Source organism: Sebaldella termitidis ATCC 33386 (assembly GCF_000024405.1).
Lineage (GTDB): Bacteria > Fusobacteriota > Fusobacteriia > Fusobacteriales > Leptotrichiaceae > Sebaldella > Sebaldella termitidis.
The window spans coordinates 723,429-748,124 of sequence record NC_013517.1 but is presented as its reverse complement, the minus strand read 5'-3'; the positions used below and the strand labels follow the sequence as shown (position 1 = coordinate 748,124).

Here is a 24,696-nt window from a genome sequence, read left to right as displayed (position 1 = left end):
TGAAAAGCTGTAATACCCAAATTTTGTAATATGGCAATTAAAAACTCAAATAAATATACTTTTAAATTTGGGTATTTACAAGCTTACAACTTGAGAAATATGAATTTTTTTCTATATAAACGGGTGATACCCCGATAGAAAATACAGTAACTGCGAAAAACTTTTCAGATATTCATTTTTTTGCTGATCAGTTAAACTTTTCCAGAGCTTCAAACATTTCGGAAAAAAGTGCGCCGGCATCCTCTTCTTTTAGTGAAGCTCCCTGCGGATCATTTCGGAATGCCTTATAAAGCAATTCTTTATCTCTGCTAAGACATGCTTTTACTATCAGACTCTGATTCTCTATATGCGGCTTCATCAGCTCAAGTACTTTGTCATCAACATTTCCGGCCATTATAGGACTTACATAGTTTGTGGTAAAAAAAGCATTTGTTTCCACAATAGCCCCTTTTTCTATATTTTCCACCTGCCCGTAATTCGGTATATTTATGTTTGTTACCGCATCCTTTAGTCCCAGTATTCCTTTTATCTGTCTTACGAAATCTTCACCGGAATCTTCCTTTTTCTCAAACTCTTTTTTACCGCTCAGAAGATCTTCCGTTTCCTTTATCAGCTCTTTTCTGTTAGATATTCGCCAGTCTACAAGTGTCAGCTTAAACATCCACTTTTCATTATCATGAAGATACCAGTCATTTGGTACAAATTCAGCAAGATGACGGTCTCCGGCAGCTGCTATGCAGTTATATTTTCTGAATAAATCGAATTTTACTCTTTCGGCAGAAACAAAATGATCATTAAACCAGTTTTTTTCTCCCTTTTGAAAACCGCTTTCTTTGCATTCTTCCACAAAGTCTCTGTATATCGGCAGCAGATCTATCCCTTTGTAAGAAGCTCTGTCTATCCATGTAAAGTGGTTTATTCCTTTTACATTTACCATTATCTCTCTGAAATCTATGTTTTTTAATCCTTTTTTTTCTTCAAGGGCAGCTTTCAGAAGCTTTTGTGTGCCGAATACTTCATGACAGCACCCGTAAGCTTTTATTTCAGGAAATACTTCATATAATGTTTTTATACAGTTGCTCATAGGATTGGTAAAATTCACTACCCATGCCTCAGGACAATATTTTTTTATGTTCTCGGCTATTTCGGCTATCATCGGAACTGTTCTCCATGATCTGAATATTCCGCCTATACCCACAGTATCTCCTACTGACTGGTATATCCCGTATTTTTCAGGCATATGAACATCTATTTTCATCTCTTCAAAGCTTCCCGGTAATATTGATATAAAAACGAAGTCTGCATCTGTAAGGGCTTCTTCCGCCTTTTCCACGGCTTTATATTCCCATCTGTCGGAAGTTTTATTTCCTATCATTTCATTGGCTTTTGCCGCCTGAAAATCTATATCATACAGCCTGACTTCACCGCTTATATCATTATCCTGGGAAATATCATTCATAAAAATTCTGGCCCAGTTATGAGAACCTCCTCCGATATATGCTATGTTGATCTTACTTACTTTTGTGAGTTCTTCATTATATTCCATTTTTCCCTCCTGATATAAATTCAAATTATTTTCATAATATATTTTGAAATATATTACTAAATATATACCTCGTTTTTTAAAAAAAGTCAATATACAATATGTAAAAAAAATACCTGATCAATCAGGTATTTTATATCAATATAATTATTTAGCACTTTTGCCGCAGACAATTTTTTTCAAATATACTAGGAGTATTTTTATAATAATAAAATATATAAAAATATGGAAATTTTGTCTGCTGAAATCATGTGTAATATATTACACATCTAAATTTTCAAATTTCCTATACATGAAAGAAAATTATTTCTGGATTCTATAATATGAAGACTCAGATTTTCCACAGCCTTCTCTATATCCTTATCTTTTATAGCCTTTATTATCTCCAGATGTTCCTGTATAGCTTCCTTTCTTTTCTCCAGCTTCTGCTTTGAAATATTTCTCAGTCTTTGATTATGTTCATATACATTGCTCATCATATTTATCAAAAATTTATTTTTCGAAGCATACAGTATAAAATTATGAAAATCATTATCCTTTTCATCAAGGACAATAGAATTGATTTCTTTTGACTTATCATATTTCTTAAAGGCCTTTTCAAAATCATCCAGCTCCTGTGTATTCAGATTTTCAAAAGCAAGCCTTAATATTATAGGTTCTATAGTTTCTCTTACCTGAAAAATATCATTGATGTCTTTTAATGATATCTCGCTTACAAATATCCCTTTTCTGGGTATTATAGTTATCCAGCCTTCATCCTTAAGCGTATTTATGGCTTCTCTAATTGGTGTCCTGCTAAAATTCAGCTCATTTGATATTTCACTTTCCTCTATCTTTTGATTAGGGGGGTACACTCCGGAAATTATCTTATTTTTGATATAATTATATGCCTTTATTTTCAAATTATTTGTATCCATCATCTTCCACCTTTAAATATATTTGTAAATATATTATATTATATTATATTTTTTCTTATATTTCAATTCTCTTATTTGTACATATTCCCCCGGATTTTTAGTATCTATCCTTTTTTATATAAGTCCGAAATAATTTTTTGCATTTGTATAGCTTATATTTTGCACAATATTCCCCAGAAGCTCGGTATCATAAGGAAATTCCCCGTCCGTTACCCATTCGCCGATAAGATTGCATAAAATTCTTCTGAAATACTCATGTCTTGTGTATGATAAAAAGCTTCTGGAATCCGTAAGCATTCCCACGAATCTTGGAAGAAGCCCCAGATTGGCAAGATCTGTCATCTGTGTTATCATTCCTTCTTTTTGGTCATTAAACCACCATGCCGAGCCAAACTGAATTTTTCCCGGAGTTTTTCCGTCCTGAAAGCAACCCAGCAAGGTCCCCAATACAAAATTATCATTAGGGTTCAGACAATACAGTATTGTTTTTGGAAGCTTATCATTATAGTCAAGATTGTTCAGCAAATCTGAAAGAGCTTTTGCACAGCTGTAATCCCCCACAGCGTCAAATCCGGTATCAGGCCCCAGCTGTCGGAACATCTTTGTATTATTATTTCTCATTGTTCCTGTATGTATCTGCATAGTCCATCCTCTTTTAGCATACTCTTTCCCGAGAAACAGCATTAACTGCCCTTTATAAAGCGTCAGATCAGATTCGCTGAAGCTTTCTTTTAATAGTGCCTTTTTAAATACCGCATCCATCTCGCTTATATTACCATGTCTGAACATAACAGGCTCCAGAGCATGATCCGAAAGTCTGCATCCTGCCTCGTGAAAATATTCGATTCTTTCTACTAATGCACTTAAAAGTCCGTTAATATCATTTATTTTTTTTCCTACCGCTTTTTCAAGAAGACCAAGCCATGTAACAAAATCTTCTTTTTCAATATTTATAGCTCTGTCAGGTCTGAATGCAGGAAATACTTTTACGGGAAAATCCTTGTCTTCTTTTATCGCCTTGTGATATTTTAAGTCATCTGCCGGATCATCAGTAGTACATATTATCTCTACATTTGATTTTTTTATTATTTCTTTTGCCGTAAAACTGTCACTCTGTATTATTTTATTGGCTCTTTCCCATATATCTTCCGCTGTTTTGCTCCCCAGTACTTCATCTATACCGAAATATCTCTTTAATTCAAGGTGTGTCCAGTGATACAATGGATTTCCAATACAGTTTTCAATTGTTTCCGCCCATTTTATGAATTTTTCCTTATCATCTTTTGTTCCTGTTATATATTCCTCTCCTACGCCATTGATTCTCATTGCTCTCCATTTGTAATGATCTCCTCCGAGCCATAATTCAGTAATATTTTTATATCTTTTATTCTCAGCTATTTCCTGCGGGCTCAAATGACAGTGATAATCAATTATCGGCATATCTTTGGCATATTTATTATACAGCTCCACTGCCACATCATTTTTTAGCAAAAAGTTTTCGTCCATAAACTGTTTCATTTATTATCCTCCTAAAATCGTTAAATAGCTTCTTCAGTATCTCTGTCAAATAAATGACATTTTTCCATATCTATTTTAAATATTCCGCTCTCCTTCAGGCTCAGACTTTCCTCCTGATTCAGCGTCAGTCTTGCCGTTATCTGGTTTCCCTCACTCTCAAAATACACTATCTCTTCATTTCCCATCTGTTCCTTTACCAGTATATTCCCTCTCAGTGCATTCTGCTCTCCTTCTTTTCCCAGTGAGATATGTTCCGGTCTTATTCCGAATGACACCTCTTTTCCTGTATGTCCTTTTATCTTCTCTCTCATGCTCTCTGGAAATTCCAGCTCTGTCCCCTTTACCTTCATTAACAGCTTCCCGTCTTTTTCTTCTATTACTCCATTCAAAAAATTCATTGTCGGTGATCCTATAAAGCCTGCTACGAATTTATTCGCTGGATGGTTATACAGATTTAACGGCGTATCCACCTGCATGATCTTTCCTTCTCTTAAGACACATATTCTGTCTCCCATTGTCATTGCCTCCACCTGATCATGTGTCACATAAATCATTGTAGACCCCAGCTCTTTATGAAGCTGGCTTATTCTTACCCTCATGGATACTCTCAGCTTTGCATCAAGATTACTTAAAGGCTCGTCAAAAAGGAATACTTCCGGCTCTCTTACTATTGCTCTTCCAAGTGCTACCCTTTGTCTTTGTCCTCCTGACATATCCTTTGGTTTTCTGTCCAGCAGGTCTGTTATTTCAAGCTTTTCGGCTGCATCCCTTACTCTTTTGTCTATTTCTGCTTTTGGTGTCTTCTTTAGCTTCAGTCCAAAAGCCATATTATCATAAACGCTCATATGCGGATAAAGGGCATAGTTCTGGAAAACCATTGCTATTCCTCTGTCTTTTGGTGCTACATCATTAACGAGCTTATCACCGATATATATTTCCCCTCCTGTGATCTCTTCAAGACCTGCTACCATTCTAAGTGTAGTTGATTTAGCACATCCCGAGGGACCGACAAAGACCATAAACTCCCCGTCTTTAATATCAAGATTTATCCCGTGTACTGCTTTAAATCCGTTTGGATATTGTTTCTCCACTCCTTTTAATGTTACCTTTGCCATATTTCCTCCTCCATAATTCGTTTTTTTATAATATTACAACGTTACGCCTGACTTAAATATAGCCAGTTCTTTAAATTCATTTATTTCATTTCTTGTTTTTTCACCATTTGCTACTTTTACTATATAATCTATAAATTCTTCAAGAAGCTTCTCCATCTCCATGTTACGGCTTATCAGCTTTCCTGCATCAAAATCTATCCATTTAGGCTTATTCTCCGCCAGCTCTGTATTAGTGGAAATTTTTACCGTAGGTACGAAGCCTCCGTAAGGTGTTCCTCTTCCAGTAGTAAAAAATACCATATGACAGCCTGCTGCTGCAAGTGCCGTAGTTGCCACAAGGTCATTTCCCGGTGCAGAAAGAAGATTCAGGCCGTTCTTTTTTATTTTTTCCCCGTATTTTAAAACATCTCTTATTTTTGCAGTTCCTGATTTTTGTGTACATCCCAGAGATTTATCTTCAAGAGTGGTTATTCCGCCTTTTTTATTTCCTGGTGAAGGATTTTCATATATTACCTGGTCATGCTTTATAAAATAATCTTTAAAATCATTTATCAGATTTACTGTTTTTTCAAATATTTCCCTGTTTTCACATCTTTCCATCAAAAGTGTTTCCGCTCCGAACATTTCCGGAACCTCTGTCAAAAGGGTTGTCCCGCCGTAATTAGCCATGTAATCGGAAAATTCCCCGAGCATAGGGTTAGCTGTTATTCCGGAAAAACCGTCCGATCCCCCGCATTCCAGCCCAACTTTTAATTCGGCAATACTTGTTTCTTCCCTTTTGTCATTTTTCATTATATCAAAAAGCTCTTTCAAAAGCTTCTTTGCTTCATCTATCTCGTCGCTTACCTGCTGAACAGCCAGAAATCTCACTCTCTCCCTGTCATAATCCCCCAGTGTATCCATAAATACATCTATCTGGTTATTTTCACATCCTAGTCCCATTACCAGAACACCGCCTGCATTTGGATGCTTTACAGCATCCTGCAGTATTATTTTAGTATTCTCATGATCATCACCAAGCTGCGAACACCCGTAATTATGTGATAGTATATTTATTCCGTCAATCATGGATATGTCGTTTTCCTTTAGAAATTCATTTATTGCTATTTTCGCTATCCCGTTTACACAGCCCACAGTGGGGACAATCCACAATTCATTTCTTACACCTATCTCACCATTTTTTCTTCTGTATGCATTGATCTTTTTTTCTGGAATCTTAATGCTGTGTTCCTGAAACTTCGGATTATATTCATAATTATTCAGATCCGAAAGATTTGTTTTTACGTTATGTGTATGAATCCATTCTCCGGCTGCGATATCTTTTACTGCCTTTCCTATAGGCATTCCGTATTTTATAATATTTTCCCCTTCTTTTATGTCTGTCAAAGCTGTTTTATGTCCCTTATCTATATCTTCTGCAAGTATCGTGTCTTCATCCCCATCTGTAATTATTTCTCCTTTTTTCATCGGCTCCAATACTATTGCTACATTATCATTCTTATTGATTTTAATATATTTTTTCATGTCTTCACCTTCCGTTATGACTATTTTTTACAAAAATATATTTTGTAATATATTACTAAATATATACCCCATTTTTTATTAATTGTCAATAATATACTTTACATATAAAATAAAATTTTCTTATTAATTGACATTTTTAGTGAAAAAGAGTATCATTTTGTACATACACGTAAAGGATGTGATAAAATGACAGAAACTATAAAAATTATGGAAAATCATAGATCCATAAGAAGCTTTACAAATGAACCAGTATCTGAAGAAATGATAAGTGCAGTAATAAGTGCCGCCCAGCATGCTCCTACTTCCATAAACGGACAGGGAATAAGCATAATTGTCATAAAGGACAAGAACACAAGAGAAAAAATGGCTGAGCTTACAGGCGGTCAGACTTGGGTAGCACAGGCCCCGGTATTCTTAATTTTTATTGCTGATTTATATAAAACAAGCCTTGGAGTAAAAAATGCAGGATATGAACAGATTATCCATGAAAGTGTGGAAGGTATGATGGTAGCGTCAGTAGATGCAGGAATAGCTCTCGGTACTGCTATAACTGCCGCTGAATCACTTGGTCTCGGAATAGTTCCTATAGGTGCAGTAAGAAAAAATCCCGAGACTGTAATAGACCTTCTTGAGCTTCCTGAGTATACTTTCCCTATGGTCGGTCTGGCTGTCGGTCATCCCAAGGATCATTCAAGACAGAAACCAAGAATGGATATCAAGACATTTCGTTTTGATGAAAAATATGATAAAGACAGACTTCCCGAGTTAATAAATAACTACGACAGACAAATAGCGAAATATCTGGACGAAATCGGAAGAGAACAGGAAAAATCATGGAGTAATTTTGTTGCTAATGCCTACAAAACTGTTTATTTCCCTGATGTATACCCGACAGCTTTAAAACAGGGCTTCAAATTTGATAAATAAACTATCGGAATACTAAAGATAATAAATAACGGATCTGTAACAGTACAGATCCGTTATTTATTACACCCTTATTCTAATAGTATCTGAACAGCATTTCATAATTTTACTATGCCAGCTCACAATCTACAAATTGAATTTTTTTACCATTTTTATCAATATACGATAATGCCAGATAATCGAAGCCGTTCAAAACCACATCATCCCATGACATTTTATTTCCATTCACCAAAATTACTTCCCCGTTTTCATCAAAATCATAATCGTCTTTTTCATCTTCATAGTCAATACTGTAGCCTAATTCCAAAATAAGCTGCGATGCGGGAATATCAAGTTTTTTTAATTCTCTGTCATTAATCTGCTCTTCTGTGTATACATCGCAAAACATATTATCATAACCGTGCACCGTACCGTCAAAAATTAGAATTTCTTCATTTGTTTCAGGATCTTTAGCTACGATTTTTTCAGGTGCAGAATCTGTTCCTACTATATAGTTCCGCTCCTCGCCGGAGACCATAAAAAAATCTCCGTAATACCATACTTCAAGCAGGTCATTTCCTGTTTGCGAACAAATCGTCATTATTGCAAAGTCTTTTTCCTCATAATTTTTTACATTATTTTTTAAATATACCGGAATTTTCATTTTTACCTCTCCTCTGTCATACTTTCTTCCTTTACCTTTATCCATTTCCTAAATTCTCTTACACTGCTGATATTTTCATAAATCATATCAGCTGTAAAAGTCAGGTTATTATCTTTAAACATAAATATTTTATTCCCTGATTCTATACTGCAGCCATCACCTTTTATTTCCATGGGAATATTTATAATTGTATAATTTTTATCTTCAAAAATATTTATGCTGTTAATCCCGGAAATACTTGTATCCGGGACAAATTCGCTTAATACAGGAATTTTTTCATTATTGATGTTTATTTTTTTATATTTCAGTCCGCTTATATAAATATCATAATCTTCAGTAAGTCTTAATTCCAGACCGTTATTAATTTTCAGTATATAGATGTACTCTTCCTCAGAATCTCTTTTTACGGAATAACTGCTGTTTTTATTTCTTTCATAATTATTGGCATTATTTTGTATATAATCAGCCAGAACACTAAAATCATCGTAATCCATTTTATTTTTCAATACTAATTTTGCCAGTGTGGTATTATCACACTCTGTGCTTGAGCTTACATAAATTAAAGGCCCGAATTCATATGAAAGTTTATCCTTCATTACATAGCCATCTGCATTTTCTGTATATTTTGAATTTTCAATATATTCTGTTCTTGTAGAAATCTTTATCCATTGACCTTTTGACTCATTAATTTCCTCAATTCGGACAAGTGTGTTATTTTTTAATTTTGCCCTTACTTTTGCACCGGTATTACTGTTCTCCATCACTTCTGTATAACCTCTTGCATCTTTTATCACTGCATATTCATATACTTTTGAAAAAACACAAAAAGAAAATAAAAATACCAGTAAAACAACTATTTTTTTCATTATAAACTCCTTCTTCAAATAAAATCCTTTATTAATTCTATACTATTTACTAATTTAAGTCAATTTTCTATATATCAGATAATAGTTAAAAACTTCTACTAAAAAAGCAGAAAAGGTTCAATATGACTTCTCTGCTTTTTTAGTGTTTATTTTACAGTTCCCCCTACTATCTCTATTTTCCCTGTATCTGTATTCATTTTAGCCTTTGCTCCGATTGGCACAGTAATAAACGGTCTCATATGTCCCGAACTGAAATTACTCACTACAGGCTTTTTCAAACTGCCGAAGCTGTCATAAAACACTTCCTGAAGCGGCATATCTTCCGGTGCCTCCTGATTAGCCTTAGTAAAACTTCCCAGTATTATTCCGCTTGCATCATCAAATTTTCCTGCGAGCTTTAGCTGCTGAAACATTCTGTCTACTCTGTAGGTATATTCCCCTACTTCTTCAATAAATAAAATTTTCCCTTTTGTGTCTATTTCATATTTTGTCCCGAGAGAAGCTACTATCAGCGAAAGATTACCGCCTACTATTTCTCCTTCTGCTTTCCCGCTGCTTATTACTCTGAGATCGGCTCCCAAATAATCAGACAGAACATATGAATCCTTATCTGTCATTATTGTGTCAAAAAAAGAAATTCTTGTTATATCATCAAAATTCGTATAATTAGAACTCATCGGACCATGAAATGTCACAAGTCCGGTTTTCTGGCTTATTGCCATAAGTAAAGTGGTAATATCACTGTAGCCCACGAATATTTTAGGATTTTTTCTTATTGTATCGAAATCTATCAAATCCAGAAGACGTATGCTTCCGTATCCGCCGCGTACACAAAATATGGCTTTTACTTCTTTATTTTTAAACATGTTGTTTATATCTTTTGCTCTTATTTCATCAGAACCGCCAAAATTATACCATTTTGAATAGAAAGAATCCCCGAGTACGACTTTAAAGCCTCTTGCCTCAAGATCTTTTACCATTGTATCGGCAGAAGCACCTGAATAATTCGCCGGGGCAATTATACCGATAGTATCCCCGTATTTTAACGCCTGCGGCTTTACCATTCCGTCTCCTAAAATAATTGAAGTAAATAAAACTAATAAAATTAAAATCTGTCTTTTCATATTTACGGCACCTTTTCCCTTTATCTGTATTATTTTCACATTGCATTTATATATATTTTATCACAATCCCTGTATAAAAGGAAATTGATATTTTATATATTTCTTACATTACACCTGCCAATATGACTTCTGATTTTTATTCAGTTATTCAAATAATCAGTATTTTTCTAGTTTCTTTCTATGTTTTCGTATTAGATACTTCAATCTAAATTCTGACATTGCAGCAGTAATCGGGCGAAAAAAGGTACATATCTTCCCCTGTATTTTCATATTTTCCTGCGCTCTCTTCTTTTCATCAAAATCATTAACAAAATAAGTATAAATCCCAAAACCTTCAGGATTCGTTTTTTCACGGACAGTTCTTGCTAAGTCACTCACAAATGCATCATCAAGACCGTATTTTTCCACATCTACGATTATCTCATACTGATTTCTTTCTAAATTATTATATAAAAGGATTTTCAACCCCTCATATCTGCTTTGAAGTTCAAAAACAGCAGATTCTGCTGCTTTTATTAATTTTTTCCCCATTATACATCCTCCCTTTCTTTTTTTACAATTCCACAAATTTCTAAGATTATTTCATACAGACTATTAAACATCCAAAGAGTCTTTTTTAAATAATTAACATTATTTTTTGTTAATTCAATATCTTTATAATCTGCAATATTTCTATAATTACAGCATAACTCCAGCCTTATAAACAGCTCACTGATTTTTTTCCCGGTGCCTGATTCTAAATATTGTTTTTCAAGAATAAAACCTTCAATCATTTTTTTTAGCTGGCTTAATACTCTCTGATGAGAATTCAAACCAGTGTCTGTATATCCCATAATCCCTTTATAAATATAAGAAACCCTTATAAACATTGAATAATAATATCTGCTGACAGCAGAATTATTGTATTCTTTCTCATGAGAATACCACCCTACTTTTTCAAATTCTTTTGACTTATTTTCCAGACACAGCCTTGTACTTTTATATAATCTCATTTCCCACTAACCCCCGATAGTTTGATTAAATTATTTTTAAATATACCATATAGTATAATGCTTGTCAATTCATAAATTACAATTTAAAAAAACCTGATATATTTAAATGATATCAGGATTTAAACACTATTTTATTTTCATATGATTTTCCACAAAAAACACTCTATATTTCAGACGAAATATATAAAAATAAATTAAATTGTCTGTTTCAAACTTTCAACAGTTATTTCAAGTACTCTGCTTAGAAATGGAAACTTTTCTTTCATCATATCAAATTCTTCTCCCGAAGTAAGATACTTTGCTGTCCCTTCTATAACAAATCCTGTTCCCTGATAATCTTTATAGCCCATAACCTCTTTACTTCCCAGTGTTAATATTACTCTGCTGTTAGCTTCTACATTTTTCTGTGTTTTTCTCATACCTGCAGCAGGAATAAGCAGTTTATTTTCACCGCTCTTCACCAGATAACTGTTCCATGTATTCACCACATGAACATTTTCTGCTGACCATGATGTAATAGAAACTACACCTTCTTTAGTAAGTACCTCATTGAATTTTTCATTAAACATATTTATTCCTCCTTATTTTCTATTATCGATAACTTTTATCCGTAATTGTTTTCAAAAAAATAAGATTTACATTTTAAGAATGAAAATCATTAAAAAGTATAGCATTTCATATACTAATCAAATACTATACTAACCGTTAAACCAATCCGCAGTTAAATCCTGATATTCTTTTGTAAGCTTTTTTTCAAGCTTTTCCGTAAGCCATTTCAGATTTTTTTCTTTCAGATATAATTCCATCTGCTTTTCTGCATCAAGCATTACATCATTTATAAGGCAGTCTACCTTACCCGGACATTCTTCTGCTTCAGTTTTTTTATCATGCAGAGCACATGTCCCTATTATATTTTTACAGCGGAATATCTGTTTTTCTCCCTCCACCGCCTGAACCACATCCCAGAATGTTACAACAGAAGGATCCTGTTTCAGCTGATAACCTCCGGTAACTCCCGGTGTTGCTTTTACTATGCCGTTTTTAGAAAGCTTAGTAAAAATCTTAGACAGATATGTTTCTGATATACCCTGAAATTCAGCCAGCTCTTTTACTGTCAGTACCGGCTTAACAGACGGCGTTGCCAGATAAATCAGACAATGCAGCGCATATTCCACACCTACACTGTAATGCATATTACCACTCCCAATTACAGACAATTATTATCTGTAATTACTTTAACATAATTATATTGCATATGTCAAGACTTTTTATTATTCTCCATTTTATAATTAAATATTCTCAAAAAACATTTGTATATTCAAAAAAATCTTGAAAAAATGAAAAAAATATTCTATACTACAGATAGATTTCAATAACGTGAATAAATATATTTTTATGAAGGAGGATTCTTTATGGATTTCAAACTGATAATAAACATTATCGGATTAATAGCTTTAATCTTTGTATTATATAAAATGCAAAAAAAACATCTTTCGTTTACTAAAAGAGTCTTCACAGCACTCGGGCTGGGGATAGTTTACGGACTTATACTGCATTATGTCTACGGACCTAATTCTGATACAATCAGTGTAACCAAAGACTGGTTTAACATCATCGGATCGGGATATGTGAGACTGCTTCAAATGATAGTAATGCCTCTTATAATGGTTTCCATTACTTCGGCAATCATTAATCTTAAAGACAGTAAACAGCTTGGTAAAATGGGCGGAAATATTATAGCAATTCTGTTAATTACAGCGGCTATTGCAGGTTTGGTAGGAATCATGGTTTCACTTTTCTATAAGCTTGATGCTACAGGTATGCTTCAGGGAAGTGCCGAAATGACCAGAGCCGAATACTTACAGAATAAACTCGGAGAAGCGAATTCTTCCTTCCCGCAGAAAGTTCTGGATTTCATCCCGACAAATCCGTTTCTGGATATGACAGGCGCAAGAAATACATCCACAATAGCCGTGGTTATTTTCTCGGCATTCGTAGGTATAGCAGCTCTTGGTATACAAAAGAAAAAACCTGAATCTCTTGAAACTTTCAGAAACATTGTTAACTCTGCACACGACATAGTTATGAGAATGGTTACACTTGTTTTGAGACTTACTCCTTACGGTATACTTGCTCTTATTACCAATGTACTGGCAAGCAGTGATTTCCTGCAGATTGCAAAGCTTATTAAGTTTATACTGGCATCTTACACTGCAATAATTATTATGTTCATAATACATATGATTATACTTGCATTGTTTAAGCTGAACCCTGTTATTTATCTGAAAAAGGTATTTCCGGTTCTTACATTCGCCTTTACCTCAAGAACAAGTATGGGTGCAATACCTCTGAATATAGAAACACAGACTAAAAAACTGGGTGTATCACAGGGAATTGCCAATCTTTCTGCTACATTCGGAGCCTCTATCGGGCAAAACGGCTGTGCAGCCATTTATCCTGCAATGCTTGCAGTTATGATCGCACCTACTGTGGGAGTAAATCCTTACAGTATAGGCTTTATCGCAAAATTAATCGTTATTATTACCATAAGCTCTTTCGGAGTGGCAGGCGTAGGAGGAGGAGCCACATTTGCGGCACTTATAGTACTCTCATCTTTAGGCTTTCCTGTAGGACTGGCAGGACTTCTGATCTCTGTAGAACCTTTGATCGACATGGGAAGAACTGCACTAAATGTCAATGACTCTATACTTTCCGGAGTTGTTACCGGAAAAATGTTAAACGAGCTGAATACTGATATGTATAACGACCCTGCTCTCATCTCTGTAGAAAGTGATGAAATGCACTCATAAATCCATATCATAATAAGTTCCCTGTATCTTAATGTATACAGGGAATTTTATTTTTCTTTGTTTAAATAAACGTTTTACTATAATTGAAGAATTTGGTATAATATCAGGTACAAAGTTTTATATTTTCACGGAAAGGAGATGCCCCGTGGCTAATTATTACGATAACGAAAAATTTTTTAACGGGTACATGAGCATACGCAGTCAGAAAATGAATTATAACAACTGCATTGAAGAACCCCTTATGCTAAAGCTTATCGGAAATACAGAAGGCAAAGATATCCTCGATATCGGATGCGGTTCCGGTGATTTATCGTCAATACTTGCAAAAACAGCCAATTCTGTACTCGGAATAGATATTTCCCAAAAGATGCTTAATACCGCCAGAGAAAAAAACATAAGTAATAATATCCGGTATCAGGAATTATCCATGGAGAATATCGACAGTCTCAGTGAAAAATTTGATATAGCTGTCAGCTCACTGGCATTTCACTATGTTGAAAATTTTGAAAAACTGATTTTGGATATTTCAAAATTATTGAGAAAAAGAGGAAGTCTGATTTTTTCACAGGAGCACCCCATGGTCACGGCTAACAGACAATTAAAGGACTGGATCTGCGACCCGGAAACCAAAAGCCGTTACTGGCCTGTCAGTAATTATAATGAAGAGGGTGAACGATTTGAGAAATGGTTTATAGATAATGTAAAAAAGTATCATAGAACTTTGTCTACCATAATAAATACCATAATCAAAAATAATTTTGAAATTCTGGAAATTGCCGAAAGCCGTGCAGATGATGAGCTTATTTCCAAAGAACCAAAATTTTTAAACGGAAAAAATTTAGCACATTTTTTATTTATAAAAGCAAGAAAATTATAAAAAGAGAGGAAAAATATATGAGATTATCAAAAGCATTCGTAAAAACATACAAAGAAGCTCCGAAAGAAGCAGAAGTAATCAGTCATAAGCTTATGCTGAGAGCTTCTATGATAAAAAGACTTGCAAGTGGTGTATATTCTTATCTGCCGCTTGGTAACAGAGTATTAAAAAAAGTAGAAAACATCGTAAGGGAAGAAATGGACAAATCAGGTGCACAGGAAGTTTTTATGCCTGTTCTGCAGCCTGCTGATCTTTGGAAGGAAAGCGGAAGATGGATTGCTTACGGTCCTGAACTCATGAGAATGAAAGACAGACATGAAAGAGAATTTGCTCTTGGTCCTACACATGAAGAAGTTGTTACTGATATTGTCAGAAATGAAATAAATTCATATAAAGATCTTCCTATGAATCTGTATCAGATCCAGACAAAATTCAGAGACGAGATAAGACCAAGATTCGGACTTATGAGAGGCCGGGAGTTCATTATGAAGGATGCTTACAGCTTTCATACTACTCATGAATCTCTTGATGAAGAATATCTGAATATGAAAACTACCTATGAAAATATCTTTACAAGATGCGGACTTGATTTTAGGGCCGTAGAAGCTGATTCCGGATCTATAGGCGGAGATGTTACTCATGAATTTATGGTATTGGCCGAAAGCGGTGAAGATGACGTTCTTTACTGTGATTCATGCGATTATGCAGCTAATAAGGAAAAAGCCACAAGCAAAGCTGATTTTAAAGAATCAGACGAGGAAGCAAAAAGCATAGAGCTTGTAGAAACTCCTAATACATGGACTATAGAAGATGTAGCTGCATTCTTTAATATTCCTACAAGCAAAACTGTAAAGGCCATTGTTCTAAAGGAAGCCTTCGGTGAAAATGATAAATACTACATGGCTTTGATAAGAGGGGACTACGAAGTAAATACAATAAAAGTAAAAAATCTTGTTAATGCTGCTGTAGAGCTGGAAATGATAAATGATTCCGATATGGAAAAACTTAATCTTGTTAAAGGATTTATCGGTCCGGTAGGATTAAATAACGAAAATATAAAAATAGTAATGGATGAAAGTGTAAAATTCATGAAAAACTTTACACTGGGACCTAATAAAAAAGATCATCATTATATAAATTCAAATATCAGTGATTTTAAATACGATATGACAGGTGATATAAGAGAAGCAAAAGAAGGAGAAAAATGTCCGAGATGCGGCGGAACTCTGAAAATAGCAAGAGGTATCGAGGTAGGTCATATATTTGAGCTTGGAACAAAGTATTCAGAAGCTATGAAGGCAAATGTTCTTGATGAAAACGGAAAACAGGCTACTCTTAAAATGGGATGCTACGGAATAGGGGTTTCCAGAATAATGTCCGCTGCAATTGAGCAAAACTACGATGAAAACGGAATTATCTGGCCTGTAAACATCGCTCCGTATGAAGTAGATGTCATAATTCCTAATATCAAAGATAAAGATCAGGTAAGAGTGGCAGAAGATGTTTATCAGCTTCTAAAAGATCATAATATTGATGTTATTCTTGACGACAGAGATGAAAGAGCAGGGTTCAAATTTAAAGATGCTGATCTTATAGGTTTCCCGATGAAAATAATCACTGGAAAATCTATAGCCGAAGGAAAAGTAGAAGTAAAGGACAGAAAGACAGGAAATACAGAAATTGTTGAAATAGGTACACTGCTTGATTATGTAAAAAATCATCTTGGAAAATAAATCTTCTGTTTTTTCAGACTATCATTATATCAATGCTCACTGCTTCATTACCAGTAATTAATTTTATAATCAAGAAATCAGGAGTAATTTATGGTCATATTTAAAAAGCTTTTTTCAAAAATAAAAATTTCAGATTCAGAAACGGATTTTGCCGCTTCTGAATTAAAAAGAGAAAAAGAAGCAGATTTTCAAAAAGAAAATTCAAATTCCCGGGAATTTTTTTCCAGCAAAGACAGTACTAAAAATGACAGTGATAATATAAGCAGGGAAACCATAAATGAATTTTTAGGTCCTGTAATAGATGTTCTTGGTGATATTACCTCGGATAAATATGTACATAATGTTAAGCTCACAGAAGATGACATTAAAAAAATTTATGCAAAATATACCAAGACAGTTATTACAAAAGACGGAAAACAGGTTTACGAATCTGTTTCCGATGTTGATAGTGAAGCTGCTGAATTTGTAAATGAACTTTTTGACAAAATTTTTAATAAAAAATAAAAATAAAGCCGGAAATTGAAATTGTTCCGGCTTTATTAATTCTTATCTTTTCGTATACTTTCACTAAAAATTTTCATCAGTATCTGCCTTCTTTTTTCTAAATTTTTCTGATTTATGTACATATCTTCTGCTAAATAGGAAAGCAGTGCTTCAGGATTGTTTTTTATAATAAAAGCATAAATTAAAGCATCAAATACAATACCGATATCATAGCTTCCTTCTGCACTGTATTCCAAATATTCTTCTTCTGACATGCCTGTATCCTGCAAAAAATCAGATAATTCATCCTCATCAAATTCTTCTTTTGATATCCCGTTTATCCATTTCGCAGTAAAATCAGATAAAAAAACCACATCTGACATTAAAAATTCATATAAATACTCTATAACTTCCTGATATGACTTCTCAAAAATTTTTGCTACATTCTTTATACAATAAGTCAGTTCATCAATTATCCATTCACTTCTCTCCCTGTTATCAGCCAGCTTTTTGTAATAATCCTCTCTCGGCAGTTTTATTTGGACTTCTTCCCATATATTATAAAATTTTTCTCCGAATAAGATATCTTTCAGCTCCATCAGACTCCTCACCTTATATTCAGTTTTTTTATATTTGTACCATTATTTTTTATTATTTTCAAATTCTTTTATATTCCGAATCATTTAAAATTAAAAAAGTCCGGATTAATTCCATATTCCGAACTTCAATATTTATATTACACCAGCTTTTTTATAATTTCATAAAGTTTTTTTATGTCTTCCACTCTTGTAAGTCCTGTTTCCTTATCTATTATTGATCCGTATATATGCGGCATTATTCTTGGTATACTGCTTTCCACACACACCTTTAGTATCTCCTCAAAATTCTCCAGATCTATTCCCCCTGTAGGCTCTATCAGCTCCAGATTCCCTCTTTCACTCGCCTTTGCCACTTCCTTCAGCTCCTCCAGTGATTTCAGACCTCCCATAGGGAAGAATTTCACCGAATGTGCTCTCATATCCTTAAGCATTGCCACTGCTGTATCTACATCGACTATTGCTGCTTTCTCCTTTTCACTCAGCTCTCCCGTGCTTATCTTTACCTTTCCAGGCTCTCCTGTAGGACTCATTAATACATTTATATATGTTCTGCCATGACCCTTTGCTCTTAATGCTCCTGCTGCATATCCTGCTCCTGTAAATACTTGATTTACATGACCCGGATCTGTCTCACATGATATCAGTGCTGCCTTCTCAAACTGACTCGGATCTCCCGCTCCAAGACCTACAGATACCACTCCCAGCTCTTTCAGATACTCCTTTACTTCTGCAACTCCGTCTTCTATCTTATCATAGTTTTTCGATAAAAGTCCCACTACTACATGACCTTCTGCTGCTTCATATATTTCCTTTGCATTCGCCAGATCTTTCGCAAGCACATTTAATGCTACTCTTCCTTTATAAAACTTTATTTTTGTATCAAGCATTTCATATTCCTCCTGTATTTATTTGAATAAGCATTCCATTCTGTATATTTTTCTTTTGAATGGACAAAAGCTTTTATTTTTTATAGAGTTAACCTAATATTTCTTCTATTCTCTTAAATATATTTCCTATTTCCTTTTCATCTACTGATCTCATGTCAAAGTGTATTTTCCCCTGATTCTTATAATAGTTTCTTGTATAGATCGCAGGATTCCCGCCTTCCAGCTCCTTTATCAGTTCTTCTGCATTCAGCTTAGTATCCAGAAGCTTCATCTCTGTTCTGTATATCTCTCTTCCTGCTTCATCCTTTACCACTGATATTGCAGTACCCTTTATCCCCTTTAATTCCTCTGCTAGAAGCTCTGCTTTCTTCTTATTTTCCTGCTCTATCCTTGCCTCATCCTTTTGACTATACTGTTCCAAAGCGCTCAAAAGACTCATTATTACTCCTTTGTCCACCTTCATTGCTCTTCCTATTCCCTTATACTGCAGCTTACAATTCTTGATAAGCTCCTTCTTTCCTGTTATAAATCCCGATGCTGGTCCTTCTATTGCCTTAGAACCGCTGTATATCACCATGTCTGTTCCCATTAACACATATTTTTCCAGATCCTCTTCTGCTGCTGCATCCACTACTACTGGAATATTATATTTCTTTCCTATCTCTATTGTCTTTTCCAGACTCAGCATACCCTTCTGTACACTATGATGTGATTTTACGTAAAATATTCCCACAGTATTTTCATTTATATTTCCTGTTATATTTTCTTCGCTTGTAAGATTTGACTGGCCTACTTCCACCAGCTTACCTCCGCCTAGCTCTATCATAGTCTTTATAGGTGCGCCATAGTTTACTACATGACCTTTTTGTATAATTATTTCTCTTTTATCAGTATTCAGTATATGAAGATTCTCAGCCATTGTCTGATTATCCTTTGTAATAAGAGAAGCTGCAGCTATTGCTATTCCTGCTGATGCCGAAGATGTAACACAGCTTGCCTCAGCCTTTGTATAAGCTGAAACTATTTCTCCTGCTTTATTCATAAGATCTTCCATTACCACGAAATTCTGACTTCCTTCCTTGAAGCCGTCTGTACTCTTATCTGATAATACCGATACTCCTAGTATTGTCATTCTCCCGCTAGCGTTTATTACTTTCTGAAGACCTATTTTTTCATATATATTCACTTTTCCTCCTTAGAAACGGATAATAAAATCCTGTTATTGGTATAATAATATTATTGCACACATTCGTAGACTTTTCCACCTACTATACTGTATTTCCCTTTTACATACGGCTTCTGTTTCACTGTTTTATCCACTGAATCAGTTAATTCCGTATAATTATCCACCAATTCAAATATTGTAAAATCAGCTCTGTATCCTGTTTTTATTTCTCCTGTTTCTCCCAGTGAAAGTGCTTTGGCAGGTTCTCTGGTAAGTTTATTTATGCAGTCTTCCAGGGTAAGTCCCAGATACAGCATTTTATTCAAAGTAGTTATCTGACTTTTTACAGGTTTTTCTATATTTTTATCATAAATATCCGTACTCAAAAAATCAGGAATAAAACCGTCTGCTATACCTTTAGCACCTGTATCAAATGAAAAGCTTGCATTTCCATGTCCTACATCAAAAAGTACTCCTCTTTCCCTGGCAGCCTTTGCTTCAGGAAGAATTCCTATCTCCCTTATCAGATTATTCACTTTATTATGAAAACAATGTGTTATTATATCTCCTTTTTCCATGAAATTCAAAACCTCTTCTACTTTCGGAGGTGCGTTTCCTATATGTACCATAATAGGAAGCCCTAGTTTTTTAGCTATTTCCTTTGCTATTCTTATAGGCTCTGCCCCGTTCTCTCCCACGACAGAACCGGAAGCTCTTGCTTTTATTCCTACTATGACATCCTTGTACTTTTCTACGGTTTCCTTTACTTTTTCAAATTCTATGTTTGATAAATCAGTCAGCTCGCTGAGACTCAACAGTCCCGGTGATGCAATATTCAAAAAGGCGTATACTCTGGTCTTGGCTTTTTTTATAATACGCTCATAGAAATCTTCGAAAGTATCAGCTCCGGCAGTTCCTGCGTCTACTACCGCTGTTACTCCCTGTTCTACACCGACCCTGTCCGGATCTATTCCTATGGCAGTTTTCCCGTGATATACATGTGTATGTATGTCTGTAAAGCCGGGAGCCGCTACAAGACCGCTGATATCCACTATTTCTTCATTTTCATATGGAAGAAGATCATCAGCTACCTCCTTTATGAGTCCGTCTTCGACCCTGATATCCTTTCTGCTCAGATGAAAACCGTTGTTTTTGTCAATCAACACCCCGTTCTTAATAAGCATAAATTTCCCTCCTTTATGTTTTTATTGATGTTTTGCCTGAAGTAAATAATAGTATAATAATAATATCAAAACATCTGATGTTAAACTTGTTCATATTTTGACATGAAGAAGTAATTCCTTACCTTTTCAGCTCGCTAAAATCACCGTGAAGCAATTCCTCCACTTCTTCCAAAGCTGATACAGGCGTATCTCCATATGTAGTGTGTCCCAAAACAGCACTTGCTACTGCAAAATCTACCATTTCTTCAAGCTTTGCCTTTTTCAGATATTTATAAAGTATACCTGAAGTGTAGGCATCACCTCCTCCAATTCTATCATAAATTTCAAGTTCTTGATATTCGGAAAAGTAAATTTTTTTATTTTTATAAGCAAATCCCTTTAATTTTTGAGAATTCAGGCTTTTATTATCCCTGATTGTTCCTGACACCAGCTTCAGATCATACTTCGCAGCAAATTCCGGAATAAGATCTCTTAATATTTCCTCTATTTCTACATTCTCTTTTTCACTTTTTATGCCAAATATATTACTTATATCTTTTTCACTTGCAAAAACAATATCAGAATATTCTATTATTTTTTTATAATTTGGTATAGCATCCTCATATTTCTTTTTCCATAATTTTTCCCTGTAATTGCAGTCAAAAACAACCAGTATCCCTTTTTCCTTAGCTCTTTTAGCCATAGAGAACATAATATTTCTTACATCATCATTCATTGCAAGGCTTATCCCGCAGAAATGAATCATCTGTACATTTTCCAGAATATCCTCCATATTGTAATCCTTTAACTTAGATTTACAAAAGGAGCTTCCTCTTCTATCTGTATATGTAACCACAGAAGGTCTTTTTCCAAAACCTTCCTCGAGAAAATATATTCCTATAAATTCTCCGCCTCTGGCTATTTTCCCAGTATTTACACCAAGACTCTGTATCTGTGAGACTGCCGCATCCCCCAGAGGATTATCGGGAAGCTTTGTAATAAGTTCTGTTTCCAGACCGAATCTTCCAAGCTGTCCCATTACATTCAGACCAGTTCCTGAAAACATATACTCCAGATTATTTGACTGAAATAACTTCTTTTTTCCGGGAACACTGCATCTCATCATCACTTCCCCAAATGCTGCTACTTTCACTAACATCACCTTTTCTATATTATTTTTTTTCTTTGAATTTAAAATTTATCCACGGACCAATAAATGAAAGTAAAAACAATTCCTCCTCTATAACCTTCCCTGCTCTGTTTTTTCTGCTGTCTGCCGGCATATCCTTTATCACTACCTGAGTTTCTCCTTTATACTTACCGAATTCATTATTTCCTATCACAATATCCCCGATTTTTTGTGAATCATAATTTCTTGCGGGAATATCAGCTCCTGTATATCTCTTTCTTACTTCTGTGGATCTTATCATATACTCACTTATATCACCTCTTCTAAGATGATTTTCCTGAAAAAGTATTTTCTTCTCTACATCTGATATACCATTTTCTAGCTCTACATCCAGCTCAAGAAGATAAGGGTTAAGTTCTCCGAGGGCTTTCAGCTCTTCTTCACTTGCATAAGCATTCCCTATTACCACATCATCTATAAGACCTGTTGCCCACAAATGCTTTGCCTGAACAGCTGCCGGAAGATTTCTGTGCATTTCAAGCGTACACAAACCGTCATTTATACTCCAAGGTCCGAAACTTGCCGCCTGCGATGAAATAAAGGCTGATGTTCTTATCCCTTTTTCCTTGAATCTTCTGCTGCATCTCAAAAAATACCCGTATTCAAGCCCTGTATATTTCTGTGGATAAAAATTGTGACTTCCTATCAGGTTATCTTTATTGGGTGTATAGCTTAATATATTATTAAGATAATCTATATCATTACTCATATTCAACTCTATTTTCAAATCTGTTTTGTCATAAGTAAGCTGAGCTTCTTTCAAACCGTCGAATCCAAGATCAAGACGTATTCCCGCTGCCCCGAGCTCTTTAAAAAAGCTCAGATCATTATAGCTTATATTCAGCTTATCGAATACTGCCGGAGAAATATCCAGTATTACTTCCATTCCCAGCTTGTCTGCAAAATCTATTATTTCTATAAATTCCTTTTTTATTATCTCTATAGGCTTATCCACAGATAAAAGACATGTAAAAATTTTACTGAATCCGTATTTATGTGCTTTTTCTATATATTCCTTATCTTTTTCCACTGTTGATTTTTCAGGATATATTGATATTCCCAGTTTTCTTTTCATTTTTTCCTCCTGTAAATTATAAAATATACCATTGTGAAGGCAGCTTTACCTTCACAATGATAATCAGTTTATGCTTCTTCTGTTGACTTAGCAGCAGCTTCCTGTTCAAGCAGCTGTTTTTCATACATTTTAAAGAAAGGATAGTATATAACAAGTCCTATAAAGAAGTTTACAAATACCAGAATACAGGCCATCACACTCCAGTTAGTACTTATCAACGCCCCTATAGGTGCAGGAACTGTAAACGGCAGCTTCGCCATCATCATTGGTATCATGCCCACTCTTGTTAAAATATATGATATTATTGTACATATTATAGGCACTATTATAAATGGTATCGCCAGAATCGGATTCATAACTATCGGCGCTCCGAAAATTACCGGTTCATTTATATTAAAGATTCCCGGAAGGAGTGATAATTTCCCCAGATCCTTCAGAAATCTTGATTTTGATATTAAAAACAGGAATACCAGAGGAAGCGTCATACCTGATCCGCCTATCCATAAGAACCATTGCAGAAATTGTTCTGTAAAGATATTCGGCAGTGCATGTGCACTGGCACCTGCTGTAAATGCATCCATATTTTCCGCTATTGTAGCATCCCAGATCGGTCTTATAACCGGTCCTAGTATTGCAGGCCCGTGAATTCCCAAAACCCAGAAAAACAGTATAAGAAAAACTGTTAGTAATCCTCCAAGCAGTGAATTCCCTGCAAGAATACCTTTTAACGGTGCAAGCAGCGTTGACAGAGCCTCACTTATATCGAATCCCAATAAATGTCTTATTGTCCAGAAAAGCAATATTATGGCAACTGCTGGAAATAATGCTGCAAAAGAGTTTGATACTGCAGGCGGTACACCGTCAGGCATCTTTATTACTATATCCTTTTCTTTAAAGAATCTGTATATCTCCACTGATATTATTGACGCAAGTATTGCTCCAAAAAGACTTGATGCACTTAATTTTGCTATAGGCATCCATCTTCCGGCAGCAATTACACCTTCTACGCCTTTTGAAACCTGTGTAGGCACTACTGATGAAATAAGAAATCCTGCCACAGCAAGAAACCCTGAAGTAAGCTCATCCAGATTATAGCTCTTTGCCAGCTGGTGTGCTATACCAAAAGATACATATATTGACATTATACCCACGGTATATCTGAACGGTATGTCCAGTGAAGCTTTGATAGGAGCTATCAGCTCATCATATCCCGGTATTGGTACATTTAGAAATATTACAAAAAATGATCCTACTATAGTCAGAGGCAGCATTGATATTATTCCGTTTCTTACTGCTCTCAAATGTCTTTGTCCGCCTATTTTGTTTACAGCCGGTGCTACCCTTTCTTCTAATATTGTCATAATTTTACTCATAATTTCTTTCCTCCTGAAATTTTTTTGAATTAGTTAATAATTTTTATTCTACTCATGTTCTACCACATTATAATGCTAAGTCAAATTCCGGCTATTTTTTGTGCTGTTTTCGTTTAAAATATTTTTTTTGCCTTAAGCGTTTGTAACTAAGCAATAATAATGGTATAATATATAAT

Annotated in this window: 24 protein-coding genes; 5 read left to right on the top strand and 19 right to left on the bottom strand. The window is 34.8% G+C overall.

From position 1 onward, the window contains the following. Positions 1–187: 187 nt before the first annotated feature. From STERM_RS03415 to STERM_RS03395, 5 genes are all read right to left on the bottom strand, one after another. Positions 188–1,546, bottom strand: a complete 1,359-nt coding sequence (locus tag STERM_RS03415; protein ID WP_012860163.1) for a family 4 glycosyl hydrolase — start codon at positions 1,544–1,546, stop codon at positions 188–190. A 266-nt stretch (positions 1,547–1,812) separates the two neighbouring features. Further along, a complete protein-coding gene (locus STERM_RS03410) occupies positions 1,813–2,460 on the bottom strand; it encodes a GntR family transcriptional regulator (RefSeq protein ID WP_012860162.1) in 648 nt (215 codons plus the stop codon). Positions 2,461–2,574: 114 nt separating this feature from the next. Continuing rightward, entirely contained in the window at positions 2,575–3,978 is a 1,404-nt protein-coding gene (gene uxaC / locus STERM_RS03405; protein ID WP_012860161.1) for a glucuronate isomerase, read from the bottom strand. A 20-nt stretch (positions 3,979–3,998) separates the two neighbouring features. Next, positions 3,999–5,093 (bottom strand): ABC transporter ATP-binding protein, encoded by a 1,095-nt coding sequence (locus STERM_RS03400; protein ID WP_012860160.1) that lies wholly within the window; start codon positions 5,091–5,093, stop codon positions 3,999–4,001. Positions 5,094–5,126: 33 nt separating this feature from the next. After that, entirely contained in the window at positions 5,127–6,617 is a 1,491-nt protein-coding gene (locus tag STERM_RS03395; RefSeq protein WP_012860159.1) for a UxaA family hydrolase, read from the bottom strand. Positions 6,618–6,803: 186 nt separating this feature from the next. Between STERM_RS03395 and STERM_RS03390 the strand changes: the two genes are divergently transcribed. Next, entirely contained in the window at positions 6,804–7,544 is a 741-nt protein-coding gene (locus STERM_RS03390) for an NADPH-dependent oxidoreductase (RefSeq protein WP_012860158.1), read from the top strand. 106 nt (positions 7,545–7,650) lie between these two features. On the opposite strand, the gene STERM_RS03385 is transcribed toward STERM_RS03390, so the two are convergent. From STERM_RS03385 to STERM_RS03355, 7 genes are all read right to left on the bottom strand, one after another. Beyond that, entirely contained in the window at positions 7,651–8,229 is a 579-nt protein-coding gene (locus tag STERM_RS03385) for a hypothetical protein (protein ID WP_211205121.1), read from the bottom strand. Then, a complete protein-coding gene (locus STERM_RS03380) occupies positions 8,187–9,050 on the bottom strand; it encodes a hypothetical protein (protein WP_012860156.1) in 864 nt (287 codons plus the stop codon). The genes STERM_RS03385 and STERM_RS03380 overlap by 43 nt, the downstream gene beginning before the upstream one ends. A 146-nt stretch (positions 9,051–9,196) precedes the next feature. Continuing rightward, complete coding sequence (locus STERM_RS03375; protein ID WP_244407212.1) at positions 9,197–10,213, bottom strand: S66 peptidase family protein; 1,017 nt, start codon at positions 10,211–10,213, stop codon at positions 9,197–9,199. 117 nt (positions 10,214–10,330) lie between these two features. Then, on the bottom strand, positions 10,331–10,705 hold the full coding sequence (locus STERM_RS03370; protein ID WP_012860154.1) for a hypothetical protein: 375 nt from the start codon (positions 10,703–10,705) through the stop codon (positions 10,331–10,333). Further along, the gene (locus STERM_RS03365) at positions 10,705–11,166 is read right to left on the bottom strand and encodes a hypothetical protein (protein ID WP_012860153.1); all 462 of its coding nucleotides are present in this window, start codon (positions 11,164–11,166) and stop codon (positions 10,705–10,707) included. Before STERM_RS03365 ends, STERM_RS03370 begins: the two co-directional genes overlap by 1 nt. Before the next feature lie 194 nt (positions 11,167–11,360). Next, complete coding sequence (locus STERM_RS03360; protein ID WP_012860152.1) at positions 11,361–11,735, bottom strand: pyridoxamine 5'-phosphate oxidase family protein; 375 nt, start codon at positions 11,733–11,735, stop codon at positions 11,361–11,363. A gap of 129 nt (positions 11,736–11,864) precedes the next feature. Beyond that, positions 11,865–12,359, bottom strand: coding sequence for an RrF2 family transcriptional regulator (locus STERM_RS03355; RefSeq protein ID WP_012860151.1), 495 nt, complete (start codon positions 12,357–12,359; stop codon positions 11,865–11,867). 219 nt (positions 12,360–12,578) lie between these two features. Here STERM_RS03355 and STERM_RS03350 point away from each other — a divergent pair, with 219 nt between their 5' ends. The 4 genes from STERM_RS03350 (at position 12,579) to STERM_RS03335 (ending at position 17,090) form a co-directional block, all read left to right on the top strand. Next, the gene (locus tag STERM_RS03350; protein WP_012860150.1) at positions 12,579–13,976 is read left to right on the top strand and encodes an L-cystine transporter; all 1,398 of its coding nucleotides are present in this window, start codon (positions 12,579–12,581) and stop codon (positions 13,974–13,976) included. Between the two features lie 145 nt (positions 13,977–14,121). Next, positions 14,122–14,853 (top strand): class I SAM-dependent methyltransferase, encoded by a 732-nt coding sequence (locus tag STERM_RS03345; protein WP_012860149.1) that lies wholly within the window; start codon positions 14,122–14,124, stop codon positions 14,851–14,853. 17 nt (positions 14,854–14,870) lie between these two features. After that, entirely contained in the window at positions 14,871–16,586 is a 1,716-nt protein-coding gene (locus STERM_RS03340) for a proline--tRNA ligase (RefSeq protein WP_012860148.1), read from the top strand. A 90-nt stretch (positions 16,587–16,676) separates the two neighbouring features. Further along, entirely contained in the window at positions 16,677–17,090 is a 414-nt protein-coding gene (locus STERM_RS03335) for a hypothetical protein (protein ID WP_012860147.1), read from the top strand. 35 nt (positions 17,091–17,125) lie between these two features. On the opposite strand, the gene STERM_RS03330 is transcribed toward STERM_RS03335, so the two are convergent. The 7 genes from STERM_RS03330 to STERM_RS03300 form a co-directional block, all read right to left on the bottom strand. Continuing rightward, on the bottom strand, positions 17,126–17,668 hold the full coding sequence (locus STERM_RS03330; RefSeq protein WP_012860146.1) for a hypothetical protein: 543 nt from the start codon (positions 17,666–17,668) through the stop codon (positions 17,126–17,128). Positions 17,669–17,805: 137 nt separating this feature from the next. Continuing rightward, positions 17,806–18,555 (bottom strand): 2-dehydro-3-deoxy-phosphogluconate aldolase, encoded by a 750-nt coding sequence (gene dagF, locus STERM_RS03325; protein ID WP_012860145.1) that lies wholly within the window; start codon positions 18,553–18,555, stop codon positions 17,806–17,808. Between the two features lie 88 nt (positions 18,556–18,643). Next, positions 18,644–19,741, bottom strand: a complete 1,098-nt coding sequence (locus STERM_RS03320) for a DgaE family pyridoxal phosphate-dependent ammonia lyase (protein WP_012860144.1) — start codon at positions 19,739–19,741, stop codon at positions 18,644–18,646. A 50-nt stretch (positions 19,742–19,791) separates the two neighbouring features. After that, entirely contained in the window at positions 19,792–20,904 is a 1,113-nt protein-coding gene (locus STERM_RS03315) for an amidohydrolase/deacetylase family metallohydrolase (protein WP_012860143.1), read from the bottom strand. Between the two features lie 118 nt (positions 20,905–21,022). Then, the gene (locus STERM_RS03310) at positions 21,023–22,036 is read right to left on the bottom strand and encodes a sugar kinase (protein ID WP_012860142.1); all 1,014 of its coding nucleotides are present in this window, start codon (positions 22,034–22,036) and stop codon (positions 21,023–21,025) included. A 19-nt stretch (positions 22,037–22,055) separates the two neighbouring features. Next, positions 22,056–23,147, bottom strand: a complete 1,092-nt coding sequence (locus STERM_RS03305; protein ID WP_012860141.1) for a DUF871 domain-containing protein — start codon at positions 23,145–23,147, stop codon at positions 22,056–22,058. A gap of 68 nt (positions 23,148–23,215) precedes the next feature. Beyond that, positions 23,216–24,520, bottom strand: a complete 1,305-nt coding sequence (locus STERM_RS03300; RefSeq protein WP_012860140.1) for a PTS sugar transporter subunit IIC — start codon at positions 24,518–24,520, stop codon at positions 23,216–23,218. Positions 24,521–24,696: the final 176 nt, after the last annotated feature.

What these genes read in the sequence shown, in the direction of transcription:
- STERM_RS03415 (WP_012860163.1), bottom strand. Translation starts at nt 1,546, where the DNA reads ATGGAATATAATGAAGAACTCACAAAAGTAAGTAAGATCAACATAGCA.
- STERM_RS03410 (WP_012860162.1), bottom strand. Translation starts at nt 2,460, where the DNA reads ATGGATACAAATAATTTGAAAATAAAGGCATATAATTATATCAAAAAT.
- uxaC (WP_012860161.1), bottom strand. Translation starts at nt 3,978, where the DNA reads ATGAAACAGTTTATGGACGAAAACTTTTTGCTAAAAAATGATGTGGCA.
- STERM_RS03400 (WP_012860160.1), bottom strand. Translation starts at nt 5,093, where the DNA reads ATGGCAAAGGTAACATTAAAAGGAGTGGAGAAACAATATCCAAACGGA.
- STERM_RS03395 (WP_012860159.1), bottom strand. Translation starts at nt 6,617, where the DNA reads ATGAAAAAATATATTAAAATCAATAAGAATGATAATGTAGCAATAGTA.
- STERM_RS03390 (WP_012860158.1), top strand. Translation starts at nt 6,804, where the DNA reads ATGACAGAAACTATAAAAATTATGGAAAATCATAGATCCATAAGAAGC.
- STERM_RS03385 (WP_211205121.1), bottom strand. Translation starts at nt 8,229, where the DNA reads ATGGATAAAGGTAAAGGAAGAAAGTATGACAGAGGAGAGGTAAAAATG.
- STERM_RS03380 (WP_012860156.1), bottom strand. Translation starts at nt 9,050, where the DNA reads ATGAAAAAAATAGTTGTTTTACTGGTATTTTTATTTTCTTTTTGTGTT.
- STERM_RS03370 (WP_012860154.1), bottom strand. Translation starts at nt 10,705, where the DNA reads ATGGGGAAAAAATTAATAAAAGCAGCAGAATCTGCTGTTTTTGAACTT.
- STERM_RS03365 (WP_012860153.1), bottom strand. Translation starts at nt 11,166, where the DNA reads ATGAGATTATATAAAAGTACAAGGCTGTGTCTGGAAAATAAGTCAAAA.
- STERM_RS03360 (WP_012860152.1), bottom strand. Translation starts at nt 11,735, where the DNA reads ATGTTTAATGAAAAATTCAATGAGGTACTTACTAAAGAAGGTGTAGTT.
- STERM_RS03355 (WP_012860151.1), bottom strand. Translation starts at nt 12,359, where the DNA reads ATGCATTACAGTGTAGGTGTGGAATATGCGCTGCATTGTCTGATTTAT.
- STERM_RS03350 (WP_012860150.1), top strand. Translation starts at nt 12,579, where the DNA reads ATGGATTTCAAACTGATAATAAACATTATCGGATTAATAGCTTTAATC.
- STERM_RS03340 (WP_012860148.1), top strand. Translation starts at nt 14,871, where the DNA reads ATGAGATTATCAAAAGCATTCGTAAAAACATACAAAGAAGCTCCGAAA.
- STERM_RS03335 (WP_012860147.1), top strand. Translation starts at nt 16,677, where the DNA reads ATGGTCATATTTAAAAAGCTTTTTTCAAAAATAAAAATTTCAGATTCA.
- STERM_RS03330 (WP_012860146.1), bottom strand. Translation starts at nt 17,668, where the DNA reads ATGGAGCTGAAAGATATCTTATTCGGAGAAAAATTTTATAATATATGG.
- dagF (WP_012860145.1), bottom strand. Translation starts at nt 18,555, where the DNA reads ATGCTTGATACAAAAATAAAGTTTTATAAAGGAAGAGTAGCATTAAAT.
- STERM_RS03315 (WP_012860143.1), bottom strand. Translation starts at nt 20,904, where the DNA reads ATGCTTATTAAGAACGGGGTGTTGATTGACAAAAACAACGGTTTTCAT.
- STERM_RS03305 (WP_012860141.1), bottom strand. Translation starts at nt 23,147, where the DNA reads ATGAAAAGAAAACTGGGAATATCAATATATCCTGAAAAATCAACAGTG.
- STERM_RS03300 (WP_012860140.1), bottom strand. Translation starts at nt 24,520, where the DNA reads ATGAGTAAAATTATGACAATATTAGAAGAAAGGGTAGCACCGGCTGTA.